This is a genomic window from Pseudonocardia sp. DSM 110487, assembly GCF_019468565.1.
Classification (GTDB): domain Bacteria; phylum Actinomycetota; class Actinomycetes; order Mycobacteriales; family Pseudonocardiaceae; genus Pseudonocardia.
In genome coordinates this window covers 3,280,537-3,303,041 of the sequence record NZ_CP080521.1, presented here as the reverse complement: position 1 = coordinate 3,303,041, position 22,505 = coordinate 3,280,537, and the positions used below count along the sequence as shown (strand labels likewise).

Annotated in this window: 23 protein-coding genes; 14 read left to right on the top strand and 9 right to left on the bottom strand. The window is 72.9% G+C overall.

Annotated features, from left to right (window positions below; all coding sequences use genetic code 11):
- The gene (locus tag K1T35_RS15350; protein ID WP_220260830.1) at positions 1-1,794 is read right to left on the bottom strand and encodes a thiamine pyrophosphate-requiring protein; all 1,794 of its coding nucleotides are present in this window, start codon (positions 1,792-1,794) and stop codon (positions 1-3) included.
- A gap of 177 nt (positions 1,795-1,971) precedes the next feature.
- Between K1T35_RS15350 and K1T35_RS15345 the strand changes: the two genes are divergently transcribed.
- Positions 1,972-3,021, top strand: a complete 1,050-nt coding sequence (locus tag K1T35_RS15345) for an NAD-dependent epimerase/dehydratase family protein (protein ID WP_220260829.1) — start codon at positions 1,972-1,974, stop codon at positions 3,019-3,021.
- Between the two features lie 82 nt (positions 3,022-3,103).
- On the opposite strand, the gene K1T35_RS15340 is transcribed toward K1T35_RS15345, so the two are convergent.
- From K1T35_RS15340 to K1T35_RS15320, 5 genes are all read right to left on the bottom strand, one after another.
- A complete protein-coding gene (locus K1T35_RS15340; RefSeq protein ID WP_220260828.1) occupies positions 3,104-3,946 on the bottom strand; it encodes a YceI family protein in 843 nt (280 codons plus the stop codon).
- Positions 3,943-6,453 carry an MFS transporter gene (locus tag K1T35_RS15335; RefSeq protein WP_255621923.1) on the bottom strand — a complete coding sequence of 837 codons (2,511 nt, stop codon included), beginning with the start codon at positions 6,451-6,453 and terminating at the stop codon, positions 3,943-3,945. Before K1T35_RS15335 ends, K1T35_RS15340 begins: the two co-directional genes overlap by 4 nt.
- A gap of 56 nt (positions 6,454-6,509) precedes the next feature.
- Positions 6,510-6,989 (bottom strand): MarR family winged helix-turn-helix transcriptional regulator, encoded by a 480-nt coding sequence (locus K1T35_RS15330; protein WP_220260827.1) that lies wholly within the window; start codon positions 6,987-6,989, stop codon positions 6,510-6,512.
- A gap of 101 nt (positions 6,990-7,090) precedes the next feature.
- On the bottom strand, positions 7,091-7,819 hold the full coding sequence (locus tag K1T35_RS15325; protein WP_220260826.1) for an SDR family oxidoreductase: 729 nt from the start codon (positions 7,817-7,819) through the stop codon (positions 7,091-7,093).
- Positions 7,816-8,343, bottom strand: coding sequence for a PadR family transcriptional regulator (locus tag K1T35_RS15320; protein ID WP_220260825.1), 528 nt, complete (start codon positions 8,341-8,343; stop codon positions 7,816-7,818). The genes K1T35_RS15325 and K1T35_RS15320 overlap by 4 nt, the downstream gene beginning before the upstream one ends.
- Before the next feature lie 97 nt (positions 8,344-8,440).
- Here K1T35_RS15320 and K1T35_RS15315 point away from each other — a divergent pair, with 97 nt between their 5' ends.
- On the top strand, positions 8,441-9,301 hold the full coding sequence (locus K1T35_RS15315) for an SDR family NAD(P)-dependent oxidoreductase (protein ID WP_220260824.1): 861 nt from the start codon (positions 8,441-8,443) through the stop codon (positions 9,299-9,301).
- 7 nt (positions 9,302-9,308) lie between these two features.
- On the opposite strand, the gene K1T35_RS15310 is transcribed toward K1T35_RS15315, so the two are convergent.
- Positions 9,309-9,935 carry a hypothetical protein gene (locus K1T35_RS15310; protein WP_220260823.1) on the bottom strand — a complete coding sequence of 209 codons (627 nt, stop codon included), beginning with the start codon at positions 9,933-9,935 and terminating at the stop codon, positions 9,309-9,311.
- A gap of 66 nt (positions 9,936-10,001) precedes the next feature.
- Between K1T35_RS15310 and K1T35_RS15305 the strand changes: the two genes are divergently transcribed.
- The 3 genes from K1T35_RS15305 to K1T35_RS15295 all read left to right on the top strand — a co-directional run bounded on the left by K1T35_RS15305 (position 10,002) and on the right by K1T35_RS15295 (position 13,268).
- Positions 10,002-10,751: a YqjF family protein gene (locus K1T35_RS15305; RefSeq protein WP_220260822.1), complete on the top strand. Its 750-nt coding sequence runs from the start codon at positions 10,002-10,004 to the stop codon at positions 10,749-10,751.
- Between the two features lie 511 nt (positions 10,752-11,262).
- On the top strand, positions 11,263-12,714 hold the full coding sequence (locus K1T35_RS49625; RefSeq protein ID WP_220260821.1) for a hypothetical protein: 1,452 nt from the start codon (positions 11,263-11,265) through the stop codon (positions 12,712-12,714).
- A 116-nt stretch (positions 12,715-12,830) separates the two neighbouring features.
- The gene (locus K1T35_RS15295; RefSeq protein ID WP_255621922.1) at positions 12,831-13,268 is read left to right on the top strand and encodes an SRPBCC family protein; all 438 of its coding nucleotides are present in this window, start codon (positions 12,831-12,833) and stop codon (positions 13,266-13,268) included.
- Here the strand turns inward: K1T35_RS15295 and K1T35_RS15290 are convergent.
- Positions 13,241-14,836 (bottom strand): NAD(P)/FAD-dependent oxidoreductase, encoded by a 1,596-nt coding sequence (locus K1T35_RS15290; RefSeq protein WP_220260819.1) that lies wholly within the window; start codon positions 14,834-14,836, stop codon positions 13,241-13,243. The two genes, K1T35_RS15295 and K1T35_RS15290, sit on opposite strands and share 28 nt — an antisense overlap.
- 61 nt (positions 14,837-14,897) lie before the next feature.
- On the opposite strand from K1T35_RS15290, the gene K1T35_RS15285 reads away from it, so the two are divergent.
- Positions 14,898-15,314, top strand: a complete 417-nt coding sequence (locus tag K1T35_RS15285; protein WP_255621921.1) for a nuclear transport factor 2 family protein — start codon at positions 14,898-14,900, stop codon at positions 15,312-15,314.
- A gap of 344 nt (positions 15,315-15,658) precedes the next feature.
- Here K1T35_RS15285 and K1T35_RS15280 read toward each other — a convergent pair whose 3' ends face one another.
- Positions 15,659-16,120, bottom strand: coding sequence for a 2,4'-dihydroxyacetophenone dioxygenase family protein (locus K1T35_RS15280; protein WP_220260817.1), 462 nt, complete (start codon positions 16,118-16,120; stop codon positions 15,659-15,661).
- Positions 16,121-16,229: 109 nt separating this feature from the next.
- Between K1T35_RS15280 and K1T35_RS15275 the strand changes: the two genes are divergently transcribed.
- The 8 genes from K1T35_RS15275 (at position 16,230) to K1T35_RS15240 (ending at position 22,414) form a co-directional block, all read left to right on the top strand.
- Positions 16,230-17,165, top strand: coding sequence for a LysR family transcriptional regulator (locus K1T35_RS15275; RefSeq protein WP_220260816.1), 936 nt, complete (start codon positions 16,230-16,232; stop codon positions 17,163-17,165).
- Positions 17,166-17,221: 56 nt separating this feature from the next.
- Positions 17,222-17,983 (top strand): SDR family oxidoreductase, encoded by a 762-nt coding sequence (locus tag K1T35_RS15270; protein ID WP_255621920.1) that lies wholly within the window; start codon positions 17,222-17,224, stop codon positions 17,981-17,983.
- A gap of 21 nt (positions 17,984-18,004) precedes the next feature.
- Positions 18,005-19,147, top strand: a complete 1,143-nt coding sequence (locus tag K1T35_RS15265) for an ABC transporter substrate-binding protein (RefSeq protein WP_220260815.1) — start codon at positions 18,005-18,007, stop codon at positions 19,145-19,147.
- Positions 19,144-19,932, top strand: a complete 789-nt coding sequence (locus K1T35_RS15260; RefSeq protein WP_220260814.1) for an ABC transporter permease — start codon at positions 19,144-19,146, stop codon at positions 19,930-19,932. Before K1T35_RS15265 ends, K1T35_RS15260 begins: the two co-directional genes overlap by 4 nt.
- The gene (locus tag K1T35_RS15255; RefSeq protein WP_220260813.1) at positions 19,929-20,726 is read left to right on the top strand and encodes an ABC transporter permease; all 798 of its coding nucleotides are present in this window, start codon (positions 19,929-19,931) and stop codon (positions 20,724-20,726) included. The genes K1T35_RS15260 and K1T35_RS15255 overlap by 4 nt, the downstream gene beginning before the upstream one ends.
- Positions 20,723-21,514, top strand: a complete 792-nt coding sequence (locus K1T35_RS15250; protein ID WP_220260812.1) for an ABC transporter ATP-binding protein — start codon at positions 20,723-20,725, stop codon at positions 21,512-21,514. Before K1T35_RS15255 ends, K1T35_RS15250 begins: the two co-directional genes overlap by 4 nt.
- Positions 21,492-21,833: a hypothetical protein gene (locus tag K1T35_RS15245; protein WP_220260811.1), complete on the top strand. Its 342-nt coding sequence runs from the start codon at positions 21,492-21,494 to the stop codon at positions 21,831-21,833. Before K1T35_RS15250 ends, K1T35_RS15245 begins: the two co-directional genes overlap by 23 nt.
- 107 nt (positions 21,834-21,940) lie before the next feature.
- On the top strand, positions 21,941-22,414 hold the full coding sequence (locus K1T35_RS15240) for a carboxymuconolactone decarboxylase family protein (protein WP_220260810.1): 474 nt from the start codon (positions 21,941-21,943) through the stop codon (positions 22,412-22,414).
- Positions 22,415-22,505 lie beyond the last annotated feature (91 nt).

Sequence of the window (22,505 nt, the reverse complement as noted above, 5' to 3'; positions counted from 1 at the left end):
TCACCTCCCACGGCCGGGAACGGCCTCCTGGAGCTTGGTCCTGATGCCCTCGACGACGAGGTGGAACGCCTCGGGATCGCCCTTCAGCACGGCCTGGGCCGCCGACTTCGCCTGCTCGAACGTGGCGTGCGGCGGGATCGGCGGGACCTCGGGGTCGCAGTACACGTCGAGGACGGCGGGCCGGTCGGCGGCGAGCACCCGGTCCCATGCCGGCCCCAGCTCGTCCGGGGAGGTGACGGTGATCGCCTCGAGGCCGATGCCTCGGGCGAAGTCGGCGTAGGACACGTCGGGCAGGATCTGCGACTCCTCGAACTTCGGCGCCCCGCCCATCGCCCGCAGCTCCCACGTGACCTGGTTGAGGTCGTTGTTGTGCAGCACGCAGACGACGCACCGGCGGTCGGACCAGCGCTCGGCGTAGCGGGCGATGGTGAGCAGCTCCGCCATCCCGTTCATCTGCATCGCGCCGTCGCCGGTGATCGCGATGACCGGCCGGTCCGGGTGGGCGAACTTCGCCCCGATCGCATAGGGCACCGCCGCGCCCATCGTGGCGAGCGTGCCCGAGAGCGAGCCGCGGATGTCGCCTCGGATGCGCAGGTGACGGGCGTACCAGTTGGCGGCCGACCCCGAGTCGGACGTGACGATCGCGTTCTGCGGGATGCGCTCGGACAGCTCCCACACGATCCGCATCGGGTTCACCGGGTCGGCGTCGACCATCGCCTCCCGCCGCATGGTCTCCCACCAGCGCGCGACGTTCTCCTCGACCTTCTCCCGCCACGCCCGGTCGGTCGGCCCTGACAGCAGCGGCAGCAGCGCTCGCAGGGTCGCCCGCGCGTCGCCGACGAGGTTCACCTCGGTCGGGTACCGCATCCCGATCATGGTGCCGTCGAGGTCGATCTGCACGGCCCTCGCCTGCCCGAACTCGGGCATGAACTGGCTGTACGGGAAGCTGGACCCGACGATGAGCAGCGTGTCGCAGTCACGCATCAGCTCGTAGCTCGGGCGCGTGCCGAGCAGCCCGATCGATCCGGTGACGAACGGCAGCTCGTCCGACAGCACGTCCTTGCCCAGCAGCGCCTTCGCGACGCCGGCGCCGAGTACGTCGGCGACCTGCTCGACCTCGAGTGCCGCGCCGCGGGCCCCCTGCCCGACCAGGATCGCGACCTTCTGCCCCGCGTTGAGCACCTCGGCGGCACGGGCGATCTCCGTGTCGGCGGGCACCAGCGTCGGCGCCACGAGACCCGGCTCGCTGGAGGGCACCTGCTTGAACGCGTGCCGCGGCGGCGTGTACGGCTCGGTCTGCAGGTCGCTCGGAATGATGATCGCGGTCGGCGCCCGGCGGGTCAGCGCGACCCGGAAGGCCCTGTCCACCGCGTTCGGCAGCTGCTCGGGGACGTTGACCTCGACGAGGTACTCGCTCGCCACGTCCTTGAACAGCGACTGCAGGTCCACCTCCTGCTGGTAGGACCCGCCCATCGCGCTGCGCTCGGTCTGCCCGACGATCGCGACCACCGGCACGTGGTCCAGCTTCGCGTCGTACAGGCCGTTGAGCAGGTGGATCGCGCCCGGGCCCGAGGTGGCCATGCAGACGCCCACCTTGCCCGAGAACTTCGCGTACCCGACGGCCTGCAGCGCCGACATCTCCTCGTGCCTCGACTGGATGAACCGCGGCCGGTCCTCCGCCGCCCCGAACGCGGTCACCAGGCCGTTGATCCCATCCCCCGGGTAGGCGAAGATCTGATCGACACCCCACTCCCGCAACCTGCGCAGGACGTAGTCACCCACTGAGTCGGCCACGTGCACTCGCCTCCACTGCTGTCGCTCACGGGTCGTCCCCATCGGCTACCCGAGATCGGGCTCGCGACACCGGCGGCGGTTGCAGCAAAGCCACTTTCGCGCCACGTCGTGGCAGTAAAGCCACTTTGCTGACACGCGCGGCCCGTTTGCCGTGACCGCATTGGGTCACCCTCGGGCATGCGCGTCGTCGTCGTGGGTGCCACCGGGAACGTCGGGACCAGTCTCGTCCAAGCGCTCGCCGCGGAACCCGAGGTCACCTCGGTGCTCGGGCTCGCCCGGCGGCTGCCGGGGTGGCACCCGGACGGCGTCGAGTGGGCGGCGGCTGACATCGCCTCCGACGACATTGCCGCCCACCTGCGGGGAGCGGACGCCGTGGTGCACCTGGCCTGGCTGATCCAGCCCACGCACGACCCGGTGCTCACGTGGCGGGTCAACGTCCTCGGCGGGATCCGGGTGTTCCGCGCCGCGGTCGAAGCCGGGGTGCGCACGCTCGTGTACGCCTCGTCGGTGGGGGCCTACTCGCCCGGCCCGAAGGACACGGAGGTCGACGAGAGCTGGCCCACGCACGGGTGGCCGACCGCCGGCTACACGCGGGAGAAGGCCTACATGGAGCGGGTGCTGGACCACCTCGAGGTCGAGCAGCCGCAGACGCGCGTCGTGCGGATCCGGCCAGGTTTCATCTTCAAGCGGGAGGCGAGCACCGAGCAGCGCAGGCTGTTCATCGGACCGCTCCTGCCGAACCGGCTCGTGCGGGCGGGGCTGATCCCGGTCGTGCCGCGCCTGCCGGGCCTGCGCTTCCAGGTGGTGCACTCGCTCGACGCCGCAGCGGCGTTCCGGCAGGCCGTGGTCCGGGACGTGCGCGGCGCGTTCAACCTCGCCGCCGACCCGCCGATCGACGCGCGGGAGCTCGCCCGCCTGCTCGGCGCACGCACGGTGCGACTGCCGCTCCCGGTCGTGCGGGGAGCGGTCGCCACGACGTGGCAGTTGCGCATGCACCCGGCCGCGCCCCACCTGTTCGACGCCATGCTCCGGTTGCCGATCATGAGCACGGCGCGCGCCCGAACCGAGCTCGGCTGGCAACCGCGACACAGTGCCACCGACACCCTCGCTGAGTTCCTCGCAGGGCTCCGCGACGGCGCGGGAATGGACACGCCTCCGCTCGCCCCTGCCACCAGCGGGCCGTTGCGGGCCGGGGAGGTGGCCACGGGCGCCGGCACGCGTCCGTAGCCCGCCAGGGCCGGCGCGGATCGAGACCGGAGCCGCCTCGGGGATTGTGGTCTCGATACGGGACGGCGCTGGGGCGCCGTCCCTACTCGACCACCGGTGGCACGCCTGTTCGCGCGGTCTCTTCGACGCGGAAGGCCTGGATGTCGATCTCGACGCGCAGGGTCCGGCCGACGGCCAGCACGCCGGCGAGCACCGACTGGTTCCAGCTGATCGCGAAGTCGTCGCGGGAGATCTCCGCGGTCGCAGAGAACGCGGCGCGTACGCCGCCCGCGAGATCGGGGCCGGTACCGCCGTAGACGACGTGCAATGGCACGGCGGCGCTCACGTCCTTGAGGGTGAGCACTCCGTCGAGGGTGAAGCGCTCCGCGTCGATGCGCCGCACGCCCTCGCTCTTGTAGCGGATCTCCGGGTAGCGGGCGACGTCGAGGAAGTCGGGGCCGCGCAGGTGGGCGTCGCGGTCCGGTTCGGCGGAGTCGACGGCGGCCGGGTCCATGGCGACCTCCACCGAGCTGCCTTCGAGCGGGTCGGCCACCTCGATGTGACCGGTGAAGCGCGGCAGGCGGGCGTGGATGCGGCTCATGCCAAGGTGCAGGGCGCTCACGCGGATGCTCGAATGCTGCGGGTCGATCGTCCACGTGCCCGGAGCGGGCAGCACGGTTCCGCCCTCGGGCGCGAGCTCGAGCACTCCGAGTGGGGTGATCCGGTCGTCGGCCACCGTCACCGTGCTGGCGCGCGGCTGCCGGCCGGGCGCGGCGACCACGAGCGTGTAGCCGCCCGCGGGCAACCCGTCGAGGAGGAAGTGCCCGTCGTCGCCGCTCGACGTGAGCGCCGCCTGCGCGCCCGCGACGTCGACCGCGGTGAGGGTCCCGGCGACCGGCCGGCCGTCGGGGGTGGCGAGCCGACCTGCCACCGCTCCCCCACTCACCGGGTCACCCGCTCGGCCTCGACGGACGGCGGCACGAGCTCGACGACCGCGGTGGCGGTCGTCCCGGCCGCCACGTGGACGACCTGCGCCACGGGGTCGTAGCCGCGGGCGGTGAGCGTGTAGGTGCCGGCGGGCAGGTCGGCGAACTCGAACGCGCCGTCGGGGCCGGTGACCGCGGACGCGACCACCCCACCGTCTGCGTCCACGAGCGTGGCGAGCGCGTGGCCGACGAGGGCGCCGGTCGCGACGACCGTGCCGCGCAGGACGGCGCGGGTGGGCAGCGCGAGGTCGCGCTCGGTGTACCGGCCGTCGTTCAGCCGCACGCTCACCGCAACCGGTGGGTGGCCGGGCGCCGTGGCGGCCAGCGTGTACTGGCCCTCCGGCACTCCGGGGATGCGGTACCGGCCGCCGCCGCCGTCGCTGCGGCCGGCGCCGGCGACGGCGCCCCGCACGTCGATCAGCGTGACGGACGCGTCGGGCACGGGCGCCGCGTCCCCGCTCGTGACGGCGCCCCGCACCCCGCTGCTCCCGGCGAGCACGATGTCGTGCCGGACGGGCTCGTCGACGACCGGCACCAGCGCGGCGTGCGGCTCCAGCGCACCGGATGCGGCGACGACGAGGTAGGTGCCACCGGTCGGCAGCGTGATCCGGTAGCCGCCGTCGCGGCCGGTTGTCGTGCTGCCCTCCTGCTTCCCGCCCTGGTCCGTGACGGCGACGACGGCCCCGTCGAGCGCCGCACCGTCGGCCCGGGAGATGGTGCCGTGCACGCCAGGACCGGTCGAGCGCGGCCGCGGGGACGGCCGCGCGGGGGCGGCAGCGGCGTACCGCGCCTCCCCACCCGAGGGCCGGTGACCGTTGCTCGCCTGCTCCCACTCGTGAGCCCCCGTGCCGTTCGGGGAGATCCGGTCAGCGGCCGCCTGGGCCTCGGCCCGTTCCCGCTCCATTCCCGTATCGGTGCGCAGTGGCACCTCGCGGATGGCCAGCACGGCGAGAAACGTGACGATCGCGAGTGCACCGGCGATCATGAAGATCAGCGCGGTGGCGTCGCCGTAGGCAGCGCGGACGATGCCGGCGATCGCGGGAGGCAGCTCGTTCAGGCTGCCGATGCCTACGCCGTCGGCCGACCCGCCCACCCCGGCGGCGGCGAGCCCCTCCGAGGTCAGCTCGCTGACCCGGGAGGCGAGCACGGCGCCGAGGACCGACACGCCGATCGTGCCGCCCATCGAGCGGAAGAACGTGACGGTGGAGCTTGCGGCGCCCAGGTCGGCCGCGGCCACGGAGTTCTGCACGGCCAGCACGAGGTTCTGCATCGACATGCCCATGCCGAGGCCGAGGACGAACAGGAAGACCCCGAGCAACACGACGTTCGTGCTGTGGTCGATCGTCGACAGCATGCCGAAGCCGGCGAGCAGGAAGATCCCGCCGAGGACCAGGTAGATCTTCCACTTGCCGTAGCGCGTGATGAGCATGCCGGATCCGGTCGCCGCGATCATCGATCCGGCGATCATCGGCAGCGTGAGCAGGCCTGCCACGGTCGGCGAGTAGCCACGCGCGATCTGGAAGTACTGGCCGAGGAAGACGGCGCCGCCGAACATGGCCACGCCGACCGCGATGCTCGCGAGGATGGAAAGCGTGGTGGTGCGGTCGCGGAACAGGCGCAGCGGGATGATCGGCTCCGTCGCCCGCGCCTCCACCACCAGGAAGAGCACGATCAGCACGGCGCCGAGCCCTGCGAGGGCGTACGACGCGGTGGAGTCCCATGCGAACTGGTTGCCGGCGAGCGTCACCCAGATCAGCAGGGCCGACACGCCACCGGCGATGAGCGCGGCCCCGAGGTAGTCGATGCTGACCTTGCGCTTGACGACCGGCAGGTTGAGCGTGCGCTGCACGACGACGAGCGCGACGACCGCCAGCGGCGCACCCACCCAGAAGCACCACCGCCAGCCCAGCCAGTCGGTGTCGACGATGAGGCCGCCGATCAGCGGGCCCGCGACGGGCGCCACCGACATGACGGTGGAGATGATCCCGGTGTAGCGGCCCCGCTCCCGCGGGCTGATCATCGCCGCCATCACGATCATGATCAGTGCCTGCAGCCCGCCGAGGCCGATCCCTTGCAGCACCCGCCAGCCGATCAGCGTGCCGACCGACTGGGAGAACCCGGCGAGGATCGAGCCGACCGTGAAGATCGTGATCGAGGCCTGGACCAGCAGCTTCTTGCTGAACAGGTCGGCGAGCTTGCCCCAGATCGGCGTGGTGGCCGTGGAGGCGAGCAGGGTGGCGGTGACCACCCAGGTGTACTGGCTCTGCGTGCCGTGCAGGTCGGTGATGATCGTCGGCAGCGCGTTCGACACGATCGTCGACGACAGGAACGCCGTGAACATCGCGAGCAGCATCCCGGAGAGCGCCTCCAGGGTCTGCCGGCGCGACATCCGGCCGCTGTCCGCGGCGGCCGGTCGGCGGGCGACGGCGGCCTCGACGGGCAGCGTCTCCTCCGCTGTGGTGGTCAATCCTTCTCCTCGGGCCGATGCTCGGGTCTCTGCTCGGGCACGCGTGTGGTGGTGGTTCAGGAGGCGGGTCGAGCCGCTCGCACGGCCGGTCGCTGGTGGGCGGCGATCGCGCAGTGCAGCTCGTCGACGAGCTGCTTCACCCTCGCCACGAGGTGGGCGACCTCGGCGTCGTCCCATCCGTGGAGGGCATCGGCCACCCAACGGGCCCGCAGGGCGAGGTACCCGTCACGGGCGGCAAGTCCCGCGGGCGTGACGGCGAGCAGCTGCGCGCGGCCGTCCGCGGGGTCGGGGCGGCGCGTGACGTACCCGAGTTGCTCCAGGGTGGCCACCTGGCGGCTGGCCACGGAGGGGTCGACCTCGAGGTGCGCCGCGACCTGGCCGAGGCGCTGCTCGCCCTCCCTGGCGAGCAGGCCGAGCACGGCGAACTTCCAGCCGGGCATGCCCTCCGCCTCGGGACCGAGTCGCGCCGTCCGGTTCGCCTGCATGATCGTGCGCAGGAGCTCCAGCAGCTCGCCCGCGGTAGCCGTGGTGATCACAGGAGCCTCCCAGTTGGTTGCTACCAACAACTATACGCAGTTAGTTGGCCTCTACAACTGATTTTCCTGTGTCGCCGACCACCGACCTCAGGGAGGGACGGTCAGAGCCCGCCGCCGACCTGGAGCACCGCACCCGTGACATAGGACGCCTCGTCCGAGAGCAGCCACAGCACCGCAGCGGCGATCTCCGCAGGCTCCCCGGCCCGCCCCATCGGCACCCGGCCGACCACGCGCTCCAGCCGGCCGGGGTCGCCCGCCGTCGCGTGGATGTCGGTGCGGATCATGCCGGGCGCGACGCCGTTGACCCGGATCCCCTGCGCCGCGACCTCCTTGGCCAGCCCCAGCGTGAACGTCTCGACGGCCGCCTTGCTCGCGGCGTAGTGCACGTACTCGCCGGGCGAGCCGAGCCCGGCCGCCCTCGAGGAGACGTTGACGATCCGGCCCGCCGCACCCTGCGCCTCCCAGCGCCGCACCGCCTCGTGCGCGCAGAGCATCGTGCCGAGGACGTTGACGTCGAGCACCCGGCGCAGCGTCGCCGCCGAGGCGTCCACGAACCGGCCAAGCGGCCCGGTGACGCCCGCGTTGTTGACCAGCCCGGTGACCGGGCCCAGCGACTCCTCCGCTGCATCGAAGAGCGCGGTCGCGGAAGCCGGGTCGGCGACGTCGGCCCGGACTGCCACGACGCCGGGCAGTTCGGCGCGCAGCCGGTCGGCCGCGCCGTCATCACGCGCGTATGCGACGCAGACTGCGTACCCGCGCGCATGGGCCGCTCGCGTGATCGCCGCGCCGATCCCCCGGCTGCCGCCGGTGACCACCAGCACCTGTCTCATCTGGCCGGCGGGACCGTCTGTGCCCACTCCGCCCAGTCGGCGAGCGCCTCGTAGAGCCTGATGCCGGCCTCGATCGCCACCCGCAACGACATCGTCTGCGGGCTGTCGCCGAACTCGCCCCGATCCTTCGCATCGGCGTAGCCGCGGTAGCGCTGAGCCGTCTCGCGGTAGTACGCCGCCTCGCGGGTGAGGTGGCGCTGCAGGTCCTCCGGCCGCGCCAGCCAGAAGAAGAACGACCGCAGCAGCGGCTCGAGGCGCACGGTGTGGTCTACGTCGCCCGCCGCCAGCCACTCGCGGATGTCGGCAAGGCCGGCCTCGGTCACGCAGTAGACCTTGCGCCCCCGCGCCCCCTCCTCGGCGACCTCGATCATGCCCTCATCGGCGAGCCTCGTGAGCTCGCCGTAGATCTGCGGGTGCTTGGCGGGCCAGATCGAGCCGAGCGCCTCCTCGAAGCGCCGCGCGAGGTCGTAGCCGCTGGCGGGCTCGCCGGCGAGCAGCCCGAGCACGCCGTACCGGAGCGACATGGCAGCGACCCTACGTGACGGTGGACCTTGACAGGTGGAGGCCGATATGTAGGCTTCAACATGTTCGATCCTACATGTCGCGACGGAGGGTGCAGGAATGGCGAGCAAGGCTGTCCTCATCACCGGGGCGGGCGCGGGCCTGGGACTGGCCACGGCGCAGGCACTGGCAGCGAAGGGCTACCAGGTGCATGCGGGCGTCCGCGACCCGCGCAAGTACCCGCAGCTCGACGCTCCCGGGGTCCGCGTCCTGCGGCTCGACGTCACCGACGAGGCGAGCGTCGCCGCGGCGGCGGAGGAGGTCGGGGCGGCCGAGCCAGGGGGTCTGCGCGCCGTCGTGAACAACGCCGGCGTGATCGTGCAGGGCCCGCAGGAGCTGCTGCCTGCCGAGGAGTGGCAGCGGCAGTTCGACGTCAACGTCTTCGGCCCGGCGCGCGTCACGCGGGCGTTCCTGCCGCTGCTGCGCACGGCACCGGGGCGGGTCGTCAACATCAGCGCCGCCACCGGGCGCGTCGCACTCCCCTTCCTCGGGCCGTTGTCGGCCAGCAAGGCGGCCTTGGAGTCACTGTCCGACGCAGCGCGGATCGAGCTCGCACCCTGGGGGATCCCGGTCGTCGTGGTGGTGCCGGGCGCGCTGGAGACCGAGATCTTCACCAAGGCGGCCACCGCCGCGCAGGCCGCGCTGCACGGCGTCGACCCCCGGCAGCTCACGCTCTACCGCGCCCAGCTCGACGCCGTCGACGCCGCCACCGCGCGGCAACGCCTCGGATCGGTGACGAAGGCCGCGCAGGTGGTCGTGCGGGCCGTCGACGCGCCGCGCCCACGGCGGCGGTACTACACCAGCGCGGATGCCCGCGGCGTCGGCCTGCTCGCCGGCCTCCCTGCCGGGCCGCGCGAGCGGGCGATCACCGGCATCTTCGGCCTGCCCCGCAGGCCGGGCGGGGTCGAGGCGCCCGCGTGAGTGTGCGTCAGAGCGAGTCCAGGAAGCGCTGTGCGACCTCGCGTACGGCCCGCGCCCCATCGTCGATCTCCGCGGTGTAGTACTCGCCGCCCGCGTGGGCGAGGAAGACCGAGCTCCCGGCCCGCGTCACGGCGATGCGGGCGCCGTGGCTCGCGTACTCCGGCGCCACGAACGTGGACGCGGCCAGGAATCCGTCGTCGCCGAGGTCCGGGGCGTCCGCGGTCACCCAGGTCCACCGCGCGCCGCCCTCCAGCTGCCCCGTGCGGCAGGCGGCGAGCACCCGGCGGAAGCCGGCGAGCACCTCGGCAGCCACCTCGGCCGTCGGGTACACCCCCAGCTGTCGGGCGTCGAACGCCTCGGGACCCTCCCGGCTCACGGTGCGGAAGTCGACACGCTGCCCGTCCGTCGGGTACGCGGTCGGCAAGCAGGGATCGAGGAGCCACGCCCGGTCCGGCGCCGGGTCGGTGATCCAGTCCGTGAACTCGGCCACCGTGCTGTGCCGGCCCTCGTCCGGGAGCGGTGGCATGTCCCGCACGGCGATGGGCACTGGACCACGGACCGGCGCGGCGGGCGACCCGCAGGAGACCAGCACCACCAGCACGGCAAGAGCGCCTGCCAGTCGTATCGCACGCATCCCGACCCCCGTTCCCCGTACCAGGAGGACGTCCGGGAGCCCGCAGCGTTGCGCGACGATGGGCGCGTGCCGACGCCGATCGAGCCCGTGCGGGTGGACCCACCGTCGCTCCCGCGCCCGCACCTGCTCTCGCAACGCTGGCTCGACGTGGCGTTCCTGCACTGGGCGGTCGACCCCGACGCGGTGCGCCACCTCCTCCCTGCCGGGGTGGCGCCCGACGTGCTCGACGGGCACACCTACGTCGGGCTGGTGCCGTTCCGGCTGGTCGGCACGGCGATCGTCGGCGGCCCGCCGGTGCCGTGGGCCGGCACGTTCCTCGAGACCAACGTCCGGCTGTACTCGGTGGACGCCACGGGGCGGCGCGGCGTCGTGTTCCTGAGCATGGCCGCGCAGCGCGCGGCCGCCGTAGCCGCGGGCCGGGCGGTGTTCGGGCTGCCGTACCGGTGGGCCCGCATGGGACTGCGCCACGAGGGCGAGTCGCGTACCTACTCCGCCCAGCTGCTCCGGCCGGGTCCGCCGGTCCGCAGCCGGGTGACCGTCTCGCCCGTCGGCCCCGCCGTCGACGGCCCCCTCGAGCGGTTCCTCACCGCGCGCTGGGGTCTGCACGTCGCCCACATCGGGCGCACCTGGTACCTGCCGAACACGCACGTCACGTGGCCGCTGCGACGGGCGGAGGCACGCGAGCTCGACGACGGGCTGCTCGCGGCGGCCGGCCTCGGCGACCTCGCGCGGCGGCCACCGGACCACGTGGCCTTCAGCGCCGGGGTGGCGGCGACGTTCGGCCGCCCGACATTCGCGTCCACTCCCCGACCGTGACCCCGGGCGTGGCCGCCCGGCAATCCGTGATCGGCCGCTTGCCCGAACGCCAGTGGTCCGATCGGACAGCACCGTCCGGGTGAGAGGCGTTACCCACGGTCACACGCTCGCTCTTGGTAGCTGGACCGTTGCGGATCGTGATTCGGAAAGCACTGCTCCATTCGGCGGTGATAGCCGCCGCCAATTGGCGCGATACATCGGCGTCCTGATCGGTGGGCGGTACTTCTGAGACGTTGAACGACACGGTGACGATCTTCGGGGCTGTTCAGGTGACGTGCGACGAGCGGGCGAACTGAGTCTGGTCGTCCACCGTCGGGCGCGGGTAGGAAACGACATCACACCGCCCTGGACGTGCACGTACGCCACCCGGAAGACGTGACCTGTGGAATCGCCCGCCTGCTCACACGGCCCCCGCTCCAGAACGAGCGGCACCGTCACCGTCGCTGAGCTGATCACCCGCTGTGCGGGGATTCCCACCTCTCCTCCGCCGCCGATGGGACCGGATGGCGCGGTGTCCGTTGCGGCACTGCTGCGCAGGGAGGGCCGCGGTCCCCACGTCGCCGACCGGCCGCTGGTGCCCCGCGGGCACGCCCGTATCGCGCCGCCGCCTCCCGAGCCACCCCGCCGCAGCGTTCGGAAGGTGGCGGTCGCGGCAGGCGCCCTGTTCGCCGCCACTGCTGTGCTCGGACCTTCCGTCGTCGAGGACGCGGCCGGGCGCTCGATCGCCGGGCAGGCCGCGGGGTTCCCGCTCCCGCCGAGCGACGCGCCGCTGTCCGCGGGATTCGGCTGGTCCGGCAACTTCGATCTGACGGGCCCCACGCCCGACGACGAGTCGGTGTTCGCCGCGTTGCGGCAGGCCTTCGCCGAGGGCATCCCGTCCGATGTGGGCGGCCCACCGTTCGACCGGCTCGCCAGCCTGCGGGCGGCCGCAAGCCAGTACCTCGCTGTCAGGCACGTCCAGACACCGGACAGGGCATCGGCCGGGTCCACCGACCCGACGGCCGCGCCCGAGTCCGGGACCGTCCCGCCCGGCGGAGCCGGCACCCCGCCGGGCGGGACGTGGTCATACGCGGCCCAGACATACGGGACCACGTCTCCGCCGAACGGCGCGGCTAACGCACCACCCAGCACCGTCCCCGCCGCCGCGCGCTCCAACAGCAACGGTTCACCGAGCGGCACACCGGCCGGCGCACGCTCCGACGGCGCCCCCGGCAACGGCCATGCCACCGAGAACCATGCCACCGAGAAACCAGGCAACGGGCCACCCGACGGCACCCCCGCCGCCGCGAAGTCCCACGGCACCGCCGGCGGCGGACCACCCGCCGGCACACCGGGCAACGGCCCGCCCGGTCACACACCCGCCGGCGCACGCTCCGACGGCAAGCCGGGCAACGGGCACGCAGGCGACAAACCCGGCAACGGGTCACCGAGCGATACCCCCGCCAGTACCTCGTCCAGCGGCTCGCAAGGACGTGGAGCCGGTGGCGAGCACCGCGGCGACCCGCCGTCGGCCGGCAACGAGACGGCTCGCACGGGCGCGAAGACCAAGACGACTGCTGCGGACTCCGACTCCGGCGCGAAGTCCGCGCGATCCAGCGAGAACAGCCGCTCCAACGGGAAGACCACCCAGCGTTCGGCCGCGGCCGACGACGATTCCGGCCACAGCGGCGGGAAGAAGCAGACCCGCGAGCGGGGCGACGACAGCAGCGACAAGGGCCGTGACGACAAGGGCCGTGACGACAGCGGCGGCAACGACGACGGCGGCAACGACGGCGGCCGCAACGGCAGCAAGGACCGCGGCAGCGACAAGAAAGACAGCGGCGACAAGAAAGACAGCGGCGACAACGGCAAGCGCGACAAGGGTGGCCACGACAGCGACGGCGGCAGCGCGGACAAAGGCGGCAGCGGGAAAGGCGGCGGCAAGGGCAAGGGATCGGACGACAAGGGCTCCGACGACGGCTGATCGCGCCAGAGGCACCGACGATCGACCTCACACAGCGGGTGGCCACCTCGCACAGCGCGGGTGTTGTCCGGGGGCCTCATGGAGGGCGTCATCGCATGCGGATCTACCCTTCCGCCGTGGTCACCGTTCGCCGCCAGGTCGGCGCCGCCGTCGATGCACTGTGGGCGGTGCTCGCCGACGGCTGGCTGTACCCGTCGTGGGTGGTGGGGGCCACGCGGATGCGGGAGGTCGACCCGGCGTGGCCGGGGGTGGGCACGCAGCTGCACTACTCGGTCGGCACCTGGCCCCTCCTGCTGGATGACACCGTCACCGTGCTCGCGTGCGTCCCGAAGCGGGAGCTCGTGCTGCGTGGCCGCGCGTGGCCCGTTGGCGAGACCGAGCTCCGACTGACCCTCGACGAGCGGGCCGACGGATGCGACGTCGTCCTGTCCGAGGAGGTGCGCGGCGGTCCGGCCCGGCTGCTGCCCGCGGGCGCCCGGTCGGTCCTGTTCGGCCCGCGGCACGCCGAGACGTTGCGCCGCCTCGCCTACCTCGCGGAGGGCGAGTCCCGGTAGATCAGCTCCAGCGCCGCGGACACGACGCGGCGGCGCAGCCCGCCGAGCGGTCCATGGTCGGCGAGCGCGGCACGCGCCGCGAGCCAGCCGCACACGCCGTGCACGCCGCCGCCGGGATGCGCCGACGCGCTGCCCAGGTACAACCCGTCGACCACCGTGTCCGCCCGGCCGAGCCCCGGCACCGGCCGGAACACGAGCTGCTGCTGCAGCTGCATCGTGCCGCCGCCCACCGCGCCGTGCACGAGGTTCGCATCAGCCGCCTGCAGGTCCGCCGGCCGCTGGACCATCCGGTGCAGCACCCGCTCCCGGAAGCCAGGGGCGAACTCCTCGACGACCTCGTCGACCCGGTCGGCCAGCCGGTCGGCGATCCCGTCGTCGGCGACGTCGCGCGGGAGGTGCGTGTACGCCCACGCGCTCTCGGTTCCGGCCGGGGACCGCGTGGCGTCGGCCGTGGTCATCTGCCCGAAGAGCATGAACGGGGAGGCAGGCGCCGTCCCCGACTCGATGTCGCCCGCCCACCGCACGAGGCCCCGCTCGTCCGCGCCGAGGTGCACGGTGCCGGCCCCCGCGACCCCCGGGTTGCCCCACGGGATCGGCTCGCGCAGCGCCCAGTTGACCTTGACGACCGGGGTGTCCCACGCGAAGTGCTCGAGGTCGGCGCGCAGCCGCGCAGGCACCGCGGCCGCCGGGAGCAGGTGGCGGTAGAGCACGGGCGCGGCGACGTCGGCGATCACGGCGCGGCGGACCCGCACGGTGCGGCCCGTGACGCAGTGCACGGCCACAGCCCGCCCACCCCGCACGTCGATCCGCTCGACGCGCTCCCCCGTGCGCAGCTGGGCGCCCGCCGCCGTGGCCCGCCTGGCGAGCGCCGCGGCGAGCTGCCCCGCCCCTCCCTCCGGCACCGGGAAGCCGTGGTGCTGGCCCAGCATGGCGAGCAGCCACCCGAACACGCCGCTCCCCGGCGCGTCCGGCGGGATGTCGGCATGCCCCGCGTTCCCCGCGAGCAGCAGCCGGGCGGGCTCGCCTGCGAAGAGCTCCTCCCCCATCCGCCGCACCGGCAAGGTGAGGAACCGGGCCAGCCGCAGCGCGTCCGCCGTTCCGATGCGGCGCAGCAGCCGCAACGGCCCGCGCACCGGCGGGAACGCGGTGAAGAGCGAGCGCACGACCGTGTCGCCGACCGCGTCCCACTGCACGCACAGCCGCAGCCACGCCTCGCCGTCGCGCGGCCCCAGCGCGGCGGCGGTGCGCTCGCGGTCCCGGTGCAGGACGGCCGCGGGGGCGCCGTCGGGGCGCGCCGGATGGGCGAGGACGGCCGGGGCGTGGGCCCAGCGCAGCCCGCAGCTCGCGAGGTCGAGCGCTCGCAGCACCGGTGAGGCGGCCGCGAGTGGGTAGAACGCGCTGAACAGGTCGGCGGTGAACCCCGGGTGCAGTTCGGCCGAGCGGACGGCGCCTCCGAGGACGTCGGTGGCCTCCAGCAGGCACACGTCCCAGCCTGCGTCGGCCAGCACGGCGGCCGCGACGAGGCCGTTGTGCCCGCCCCCGATCACGACGGCGTCGGCGGTCTCCATGGAGCCACTATTACCCGCGAGGTCATCGACCCTGCCGCGGCGGGCGGCGAGGCTGGTCGGTGTGAACACGCGAGAGACGGTCGACGAGCTCCTGCGCCGGATCGCGGCCGGCGACCCGGAACGGATCGGGCAGCTGTTCGCCGACGAGGTGGACTGGAAGCTGGACTGGCCCGACGGCGACTACACGCAGACCGTGCCGTGGATCCGCCGACGGAGCACCAGGGCGGACGCGGCCGGCAACTTCCGGGAGATCGCCGAGCACCACGTGCCGGGGGAGAGCGACGCTCGCGTGCACGCGGTGCTCGTCGACGGGACGGACGCGGTGGTGCTGGGCGAGGTCGCCCACACGGCGAAGCCGACCGGCCGGCCGTACGTCGCGGCGTTCGCGCTCCACCTGACGGTCGTGGACGGCCTGATCACCCGCTACCACATCTACGAGGACAGCCTCGCCGTCGCGCGGGCGTTCGACGTGGTGTGACGGTCGGCGACGGCCGTGGCCGCCCGGACGAACGCGGGCAGGCCGAGGGCCTGCCCGGAAGGCGCGCGGCGCCACCGAAGGCGGTCTCGCGGCCATGATCGAGGCGCTGGCGCGAAAACGGCCAAATACGGCCGGCTATGCACCCAAGCGACGATCACAGGCATCGACCCGGCCCGCAGCAACCACGAAGATCACCAGATGGGTGCCCCCACGGCCGCATGTGGCCGGCCATGCACCGATCCGATGATCATGCCGACGATGCGGCGGCCCGCACAATGCGCGACGCCGCCAGGAGGCCACACCGCCAGGACCGCGACGTGCCCCGTCCACGGGTGCGCGGGACACTAGAAGACGATGTCCGCCGGCTCGATCCCGGCCTCTTTGCAGTAGTCGGTGTAGCGCTTCAGCTTCGTCTCGGCCGTCTCGACGTAGGCGAGGTTGCCGTCGGCGTCCATGTACTCGATCGGGCCGTGGATCGAGAACAGGGTGAGCATCGGGTGCTCCTCGTCCTCGACGTCGGCGACCAAGGTGTGGACGTCACCGGGCGGCTCGTAGACGTAGGCGCCGGGCGCGGCCTGCCAGTCGTGCTCGATGTAGTGCCACCTGCCCTGCAGCACCCAGCCCTCGACCTCGGCGAGGTGGCGGTGCCGGTTCACGACGCCGCTCCTGGCCACCTTGAGCAGGTTGACCCAGGTGCCCTTCTCCAGGTTGATCCGGATCGGCTTGAACCAGACGTTGTTCGAACCCTGCGGAACCCAGGGCATGTCGGCGCTCTGCACGAGGAAGTCGGGCGCGTGCTCGGTCATCGCCCGGTTGTACCCCGCGCTCCGCCTCTCGTGAACCGCGCTTCTCGGATGCCAGCATCAGCGCTGCTGATCGTGCGCCGGGCAGCCGACGCTCGTAGGGTGCCATGGCATGCGGCTGGAGTGGCTGGTCTCGTTCCTCGCCGTCGTCGACACGGGCAGCTTCGTAGCCGCCGCCGAGGCCACCCACCGCTCCCAACCCCGCATCAGCATGCACGTCGCCGCCCTGGAGCGCGGGGTGGGCATCCCCCTGTTCAACCGGCGCAAGCGGCCCGTCGAGCTCACGGAGGCGGGCAAGGCGCTCGCCGACCACGCCCGCGCAATCCTCCACGAGGTCGAGGCCACCGAGGCCTCGATGGCCGCGTGGCGCGGCGGCGCCCGCGGGGTCGTCACGCTCGGGAGCCATCCCAGCGCCAGCGCCGCGTTCGTGCCGCACGTTCTGCGCGAGGCGGCGCGCACCAGCCCGGACGTGCGTGTGGTGCTGGTCGAGCGCTCCACGCTCGAGCTCGACGAGGCGCTCGCCGCCGGCGAGCTGGACCTGTGCATCCGGCCGGTGAGCCCGGCGCCTGCCAGGGCGAGCGTGCGCTGGCACGTCCTGTGGGCCGAGCCCCTCGTCGCTCTGCACCCGCCCGGCCACCCCCTCTCCGAACTGCCCGATCCGCTGCCGGTTGCGGAGGTCGCCGCGCACCCCCTGCTGTCCATCGGCAGGCTCGACGCGCCCGAGACCGGCGAGTTCGAGTCCTACCAGCGCTTCCGCGAGTGCGGGTACGAGCTGGAGCCGGTGCAGGCGACCAACCAGCCGCAGACGCTCATGTCGCTGGTCCGCCACGGCCTCGGCGTCGGCGTCACCAACTCGCTCGCGGCGCGGGTCGCCGACACGTCCGGCGTCTGCGTGCGCAGGCTGGAGGGCGGGGCGGGCCGCCGCGTGGCCGTCCACTGGGACTCCGCGCGCCACCTCACCGCCGCGGCCCGCACGCTGCTGCAGCAGATCGTCGCGCAGCCCCGCCCCGACGGCACCGAGCCGGCGTCAGATCCGGGATCCGAATAGGCCGATCCGGAAGTCGCTCTTCACCGGCGCGCCCTGCTGCTCCTACCGTCGCCCCCGTGGCCCCCACCTCCCCCTTCGCCCTTGACGGCCGGCTGGCGATGGTCACCGGCGCGGGGTCCGGGATCGGTCGCGCGATCGCAGTCGGGCTCGCCGCGGCGGGCGCGGACCTGCTCCTGCTGTCCGAGCGCGACAACCTTGGCCCGGTCGCCGACGAGGCGAAGGCCGTGGGCGCGACGGTCGCCACCGAGGTGCTGGACCTCGCCGACCGGCCCGCCCGCCGCGCCGCCGCGGAACGCCTGCTCGACGCCCACGCCGTCGACATCCTGGTCAACAACGCCGGCCTGATCCGTCGGGCTCCGGCCGCCGAGTTCAGCGACGAGGACTGGTACGGGGTCATCGAGGTCAACCTGCACGCCGCGTTCGAGCTCTGCAGGGCCGCGGGGCGGCGGATGGTCGCCCGCGGCTCCGGGAAGATCGTCAACCTCGCGTCGATGCTGAGCTTCCAGGGCGGGCTCCTCGTGCCCTCCTACACGGCGAGCAAACATGCGCTCGCCGGGCTCACCCGCGCACTGGCCAACGAGTGGGCGCCCCACGGCGTCAACGTCAACGCGGTCGCCCCCGGCTACGTCGCCACCGCCACCACCGCGGCACTGCGCGGCGACCCCACCCGCAGCGCCGAGATCCTCGCCCGCATCCCGGCAGGCCGCTGGGCCGAGCCCGAGGACGTCGCGGGGTCCGTGGTCTTCCTCGCCTCGCCCGCTGCCGACTACGTCCACGGCCACGTCCTCGCGGTCGATGGGGGTTGGCTCGCCCGCTGACAAAGGATCGGAGGTTCGACGATGAACCACCTGAGCACACGCCGCGTCGCCGCACTGGCGGGCGGGCCCCTCGTGGTCCTGCTCGCCGCGTGCGGTGGCGGCTCCACGGTCGACGACGATGCGAGCGGCGGTGCGGCCCCGCAGCTCGTCACGGTCGACGCGGGCTACGTCTCGGCCGTCGACCAGATCGGGCTGCCGGTCGCGCTGGAGATCGGCGCGTTCGAGGAGCAGGGACTCGATGTGCGGCTCGCGCAGCCGTTCCCGACGGGGGTCGACTCACTCAACGCGCTGCAGGCGGGCGAGGTCGACTTCATCCAAGTCGGCACACCCGCGATCGGCGCGGCGCAGCGCGGGCTCGACGTCGTCCTGCTCGGCAACTACTCCGGCTCGGCGAGCCAGCGGGCGATCGACGACACGATGGCCGTCGTCGCGCGGCCCGGCTCGGGCATCAGCGGCGCCGACCTCAGCACGCTGCGGGGCAAGCGCGTCGGGGTGTCGGTCGGCTCGATCAACCACCTCTACCTGATCGGCCTGCTGCAGGGGCTGCACATCCCGGTGAGCGACGTGGAGATCGTCAACACGGCGCCACCGGACATGCCGGTGGCGTTGCAGACGTCCGGCATCGACGCCGCGATCGGGTGGGACCCGTGGCCGATCACCATCCGGCAGCAGGTGCAGGGCAGCGAGGAGATCGTGCGCGGCGGGGGCTACATCCCCTACGTCGGCTACATCGTGGCGATGCGTGAGTTCGTCGAGCAGAACCCCGACATCGTCCAGCGGTTCCTCACAGCGAGGGCCGCCGCCGACCGGTGGATGCGCGACAACCCCGACCAGGCGGCGGAGGCGGCCACGCGCTGGCTGCCGGGCACCGAGCCGGCCGTGGCCCAGGAGGCGATGCAGTACAACGTGGCTCAGCTCGACCCGCGGTTCTCCGCCTGCAACTACGCGGCGCTCGACACCGTGGCGCAGATGCTGGCCGAGCAGGGCGTCACGCAGCCAGGGTTCACCGTCGGCGACCGGTTCCTGCCCGGCCCGATCACCACCGTGATGACCGAGCGGCCCGAGCTGTTCGACGACCTCCCGCCGATCCCGGACGCGGCCCGCGTCGACGCGGGCTTCGCCTACGACCGCGACGCCGCTCTGGCGGCGTGCCCGGCGACGTGAGCGCTCCCCGGGCGTCGCGGGCGCGGTCGGTGCTCTGGTTCCTCGCCCCGTTCGCCGCGCTCATCGGCGTCTGGGCCGCGGTGGTGGCGGCCACCGGCGTGCCGATGCGGATCTTCCCGCAGGTCACCGACGTCGCGCGGGCACTGGCCGGGATGACGGCCAGCGGCGAGCTGTTCGACCACCTCGCCGCAAGCCTGCGCCGGGTGCTGATCGGCGCGGCGCTCGCCGTCTGCACGGCGCTCCCCTTCGGCGTGGCGCTCGGGGCGAGCCCGCGGCTGTCGGCGTTCTTCGCGCCGCTGCTGCGGTTCTCCGTTGCGCTCGCCGGCATCGCGTGGATCCCCATCGCGACGCTGTGGCTCGGCTACGGCGACGGTGCGGTGATCTTCATCGTATGGAACGCGATGTTCTTCGCGCTGGCCTACAACACGCTGCTCGGCGTGCGCCGCATCCCGCTCCCGCTGCTGCGCGCCGCGCGCAGCATGGGCACCGGACGGGTGCGCATGTTCTGGGAGGTCCTGCTTCCCGGGGCGCTGCCGAGCGTGGTGACCGGCCTGCGCGTCGGGCTCGGCTACGGCTGGCGCGGGCTGGTCGCCGCGGAGATCATCGCGACGAGCGCGGGCCTCGGCTACGCCCTGTTCCTCGCGCAGAAGACCTTCTCGACCGACGTCATCATCGCCTCGATGGTGATCATCGGCGTGCTGTGGCTCGCCATGGACCGGCTGCTGCTCGCCCCGCTGGAGCGGCGCACGGTGCAGCGCTGGGGCATGACGGAGGCACCGTCATGACGGCGGTGTGGCGCACGCTGGCCCGCCGGCCGATCGTGCGCACCCTCGGGCCGTTCGTGCCGGTGGTCGCGCTGTGGTGGCTGATCGCGCGGCTACAGGTCTTCCCGCCTGCGTTCTTCGTCGGACCGGACGTCGTGCTCGCCGAGCTCGGCGGCCTGCTGGAGCGCGGCATCCTGCCCGGGTACCTGTCCGACTCGCTCACCCGGCTCTGGTACGGCGTGCTGTTCGGCCTGCTGATCGGGCTGCCGCTCGGATTCGTGGTCGGGATGTCGAGGCTCGCGCGGCGGCTGACGTGGCCGTTGCTGCTGTTCTTCCAGGCCATCGCGGACATCGCGTGGCTGCCGATCGTCATCGTCTGGTTCGGGTTCAGCCTCACCGCGGTGACGTTCGTGATCGTCTACACGATCGTCTTCCCGCTCGTGCTCAGCATCGTGGCCGGGATCGAGCAGGTGCCACGGGAGCTCGTGCGGGCGGCCCGCAGCCTTGGCGCGGGCCGGTTCCAGGTGTTCGTCGAGGTGATCGTGCCGGGCTCGCTGCCGTCGGTGGCCAGCGGCGTTCGTACAGGGCTCGGCTACGGCTGGCGGGCGCTGGTCGCCGCCGAGATCATCGTCGGGACCAGCGGGATCGGGTTCATGATGTTCGACGCCCGCCGCGTCGGGGACGTCGCCGAGGTCTTCCTCGGGATGATCGTGCTGGGCATCCTGTGGTACGCGCTCGACGCGCTGTTCCTCGCGCCGTTCGAACGCGCCACGGTGGAACGCTGGGGACTGGTCCGTCGGGAGGCGGCGAGATGACGGCACTCCGGATCGAGAACCTCCACAAGACCTACGTCGACGGCTACACCGGCGACGAGGTCACCGCGATCGGCGACGTGTCGTTCGACGTCGCCGAGGGCGAGTTCGTCTCCGTCCTCGGCCCGAGCGGGTGCGGCAAGACGACGGTGCTCAACATCGTGGCGGGCTTCGTCGAGCAGACCGGCGGCACGGTCACCGTCGCCGGACAGCCGGTGAGCGGCCCAGGACCCGACCGCGGCGTCGTCTTCCAGAACCACGCGCTGTTCCCGTGGAAGACCGTGCAGGGCAACGTCACGTTCGGGCTGCGCATGCGCGGCGTCGCGAAGGCGGAGCGGGAGGCGACCGCGGCGGAGTACCTGCGGCTCGTCGGCCTCGCCGGGTCCGAACACCGGTACCCGCACGAACTGTCCGGCGGCATGCAGCAGCGGCTCGGGGTGGCCCGCGTGCTCGCGAACGAGCCCGCCGTGATGCTCATGGACGAGCCGTTCGCGAGCATCGACGCCCAGACCCGCCGCAGGTTGCAGGAGGACCTCACCCGCATCTTCCAGGAGCGGCGGCCCACCGTCTTCTTCGTGACCCACGACGTGGATGAGGCGGTGTTCCTGTCCGACCGGGTCGTCGTGCTCACCGGACGGCCCAGCCGGGTGCACGAGATCGTCACGGTCGACCTGCCGCGCCCGCGGGCATGGCGCACCACCGGCGAGCTGGCGCGGTTCCGCGCCATCCGCAACCGGATCACCGACCTGCTCGCGGGGGACGAGGCCCATGCCGTCGCCGACACTGCGTAGGGCTGCCCGGAGCCCCGCGTTGCGCCGCATCGCGGTCGTCGTCCTGCTCGTGCTGCTCTACCAGGGCTGGCTCTCCGTCCAGGCGATCGGCAAGGCCGGCCCCGGCGTTGGCGCCGAGCCCGACGAGCGCGGCCGCTTCCCCGTCGACGTCGTGCTGGACTTCCCGCCGGAGCGCTACCACGTGCTGGAACTGCAGAAGCACGGGCGCGTTGCCGGCACCGACGGCACCGTCGTGCGCCTGCGCGGGGTCTCCCCGGCCGGTGTCGACGCGCTGGCCCGCGAGTACTGGATCGAGGCCCTGACCGCCCCGCGGGACTGACGCTCCGATCATCGCAGACCGGTGTGAGACCCAGCTCACATCCGCGGCTGTCACACCTGCCCTTCGCGCCGTGTCAAAGCCGTGAACCCATCAGCGAAGGAGACGTCATGGAAGCCCGCATCGACTACTACGCCAACCCCGTTGCCGCGAAGTTCGCTCGCTACATCAACTCGGCCGGGAAGGTCGTCGGCGACTCGACCCTGCCGCCCGCCGTACAGGAGCTGGTGAAGATCCGCGCCAGCCAGATCAACGGCTGCGCCCTCTGCCTCGACATGCACACCAAGGACGCCGCCCACGCCGGTGAGACGCCGGTGCGGCTCAACATGATCGCCGCCTGGCGCGAGGCGACCGTCTTCACCGACGCCGAGCGGGCAGCGCTCGCCCTCACCGAGGAGGGCACCCGCATCGCCGACGACGCGGGCGGGGTGAGCGACGACACCTGGGAGCTGGCCCGCAAGCACTTCGACGACGATCAGCTCGCCGCCCTCGTCTCCCTCGTCGCGCTCATCAACGCCTACAACCGCATGAACGCGATCACCCGGATGCCCGCGGGGGACTACGAGCCCGGCAAGTGGGGCTGACCGCGAGCTGATGATCACCGGAGCGGTGCCAGAGCGTCAGGTCTGTGCTCTGGCACCACGATGATCACGGTGGTTCACGCCAGAGGAGCAG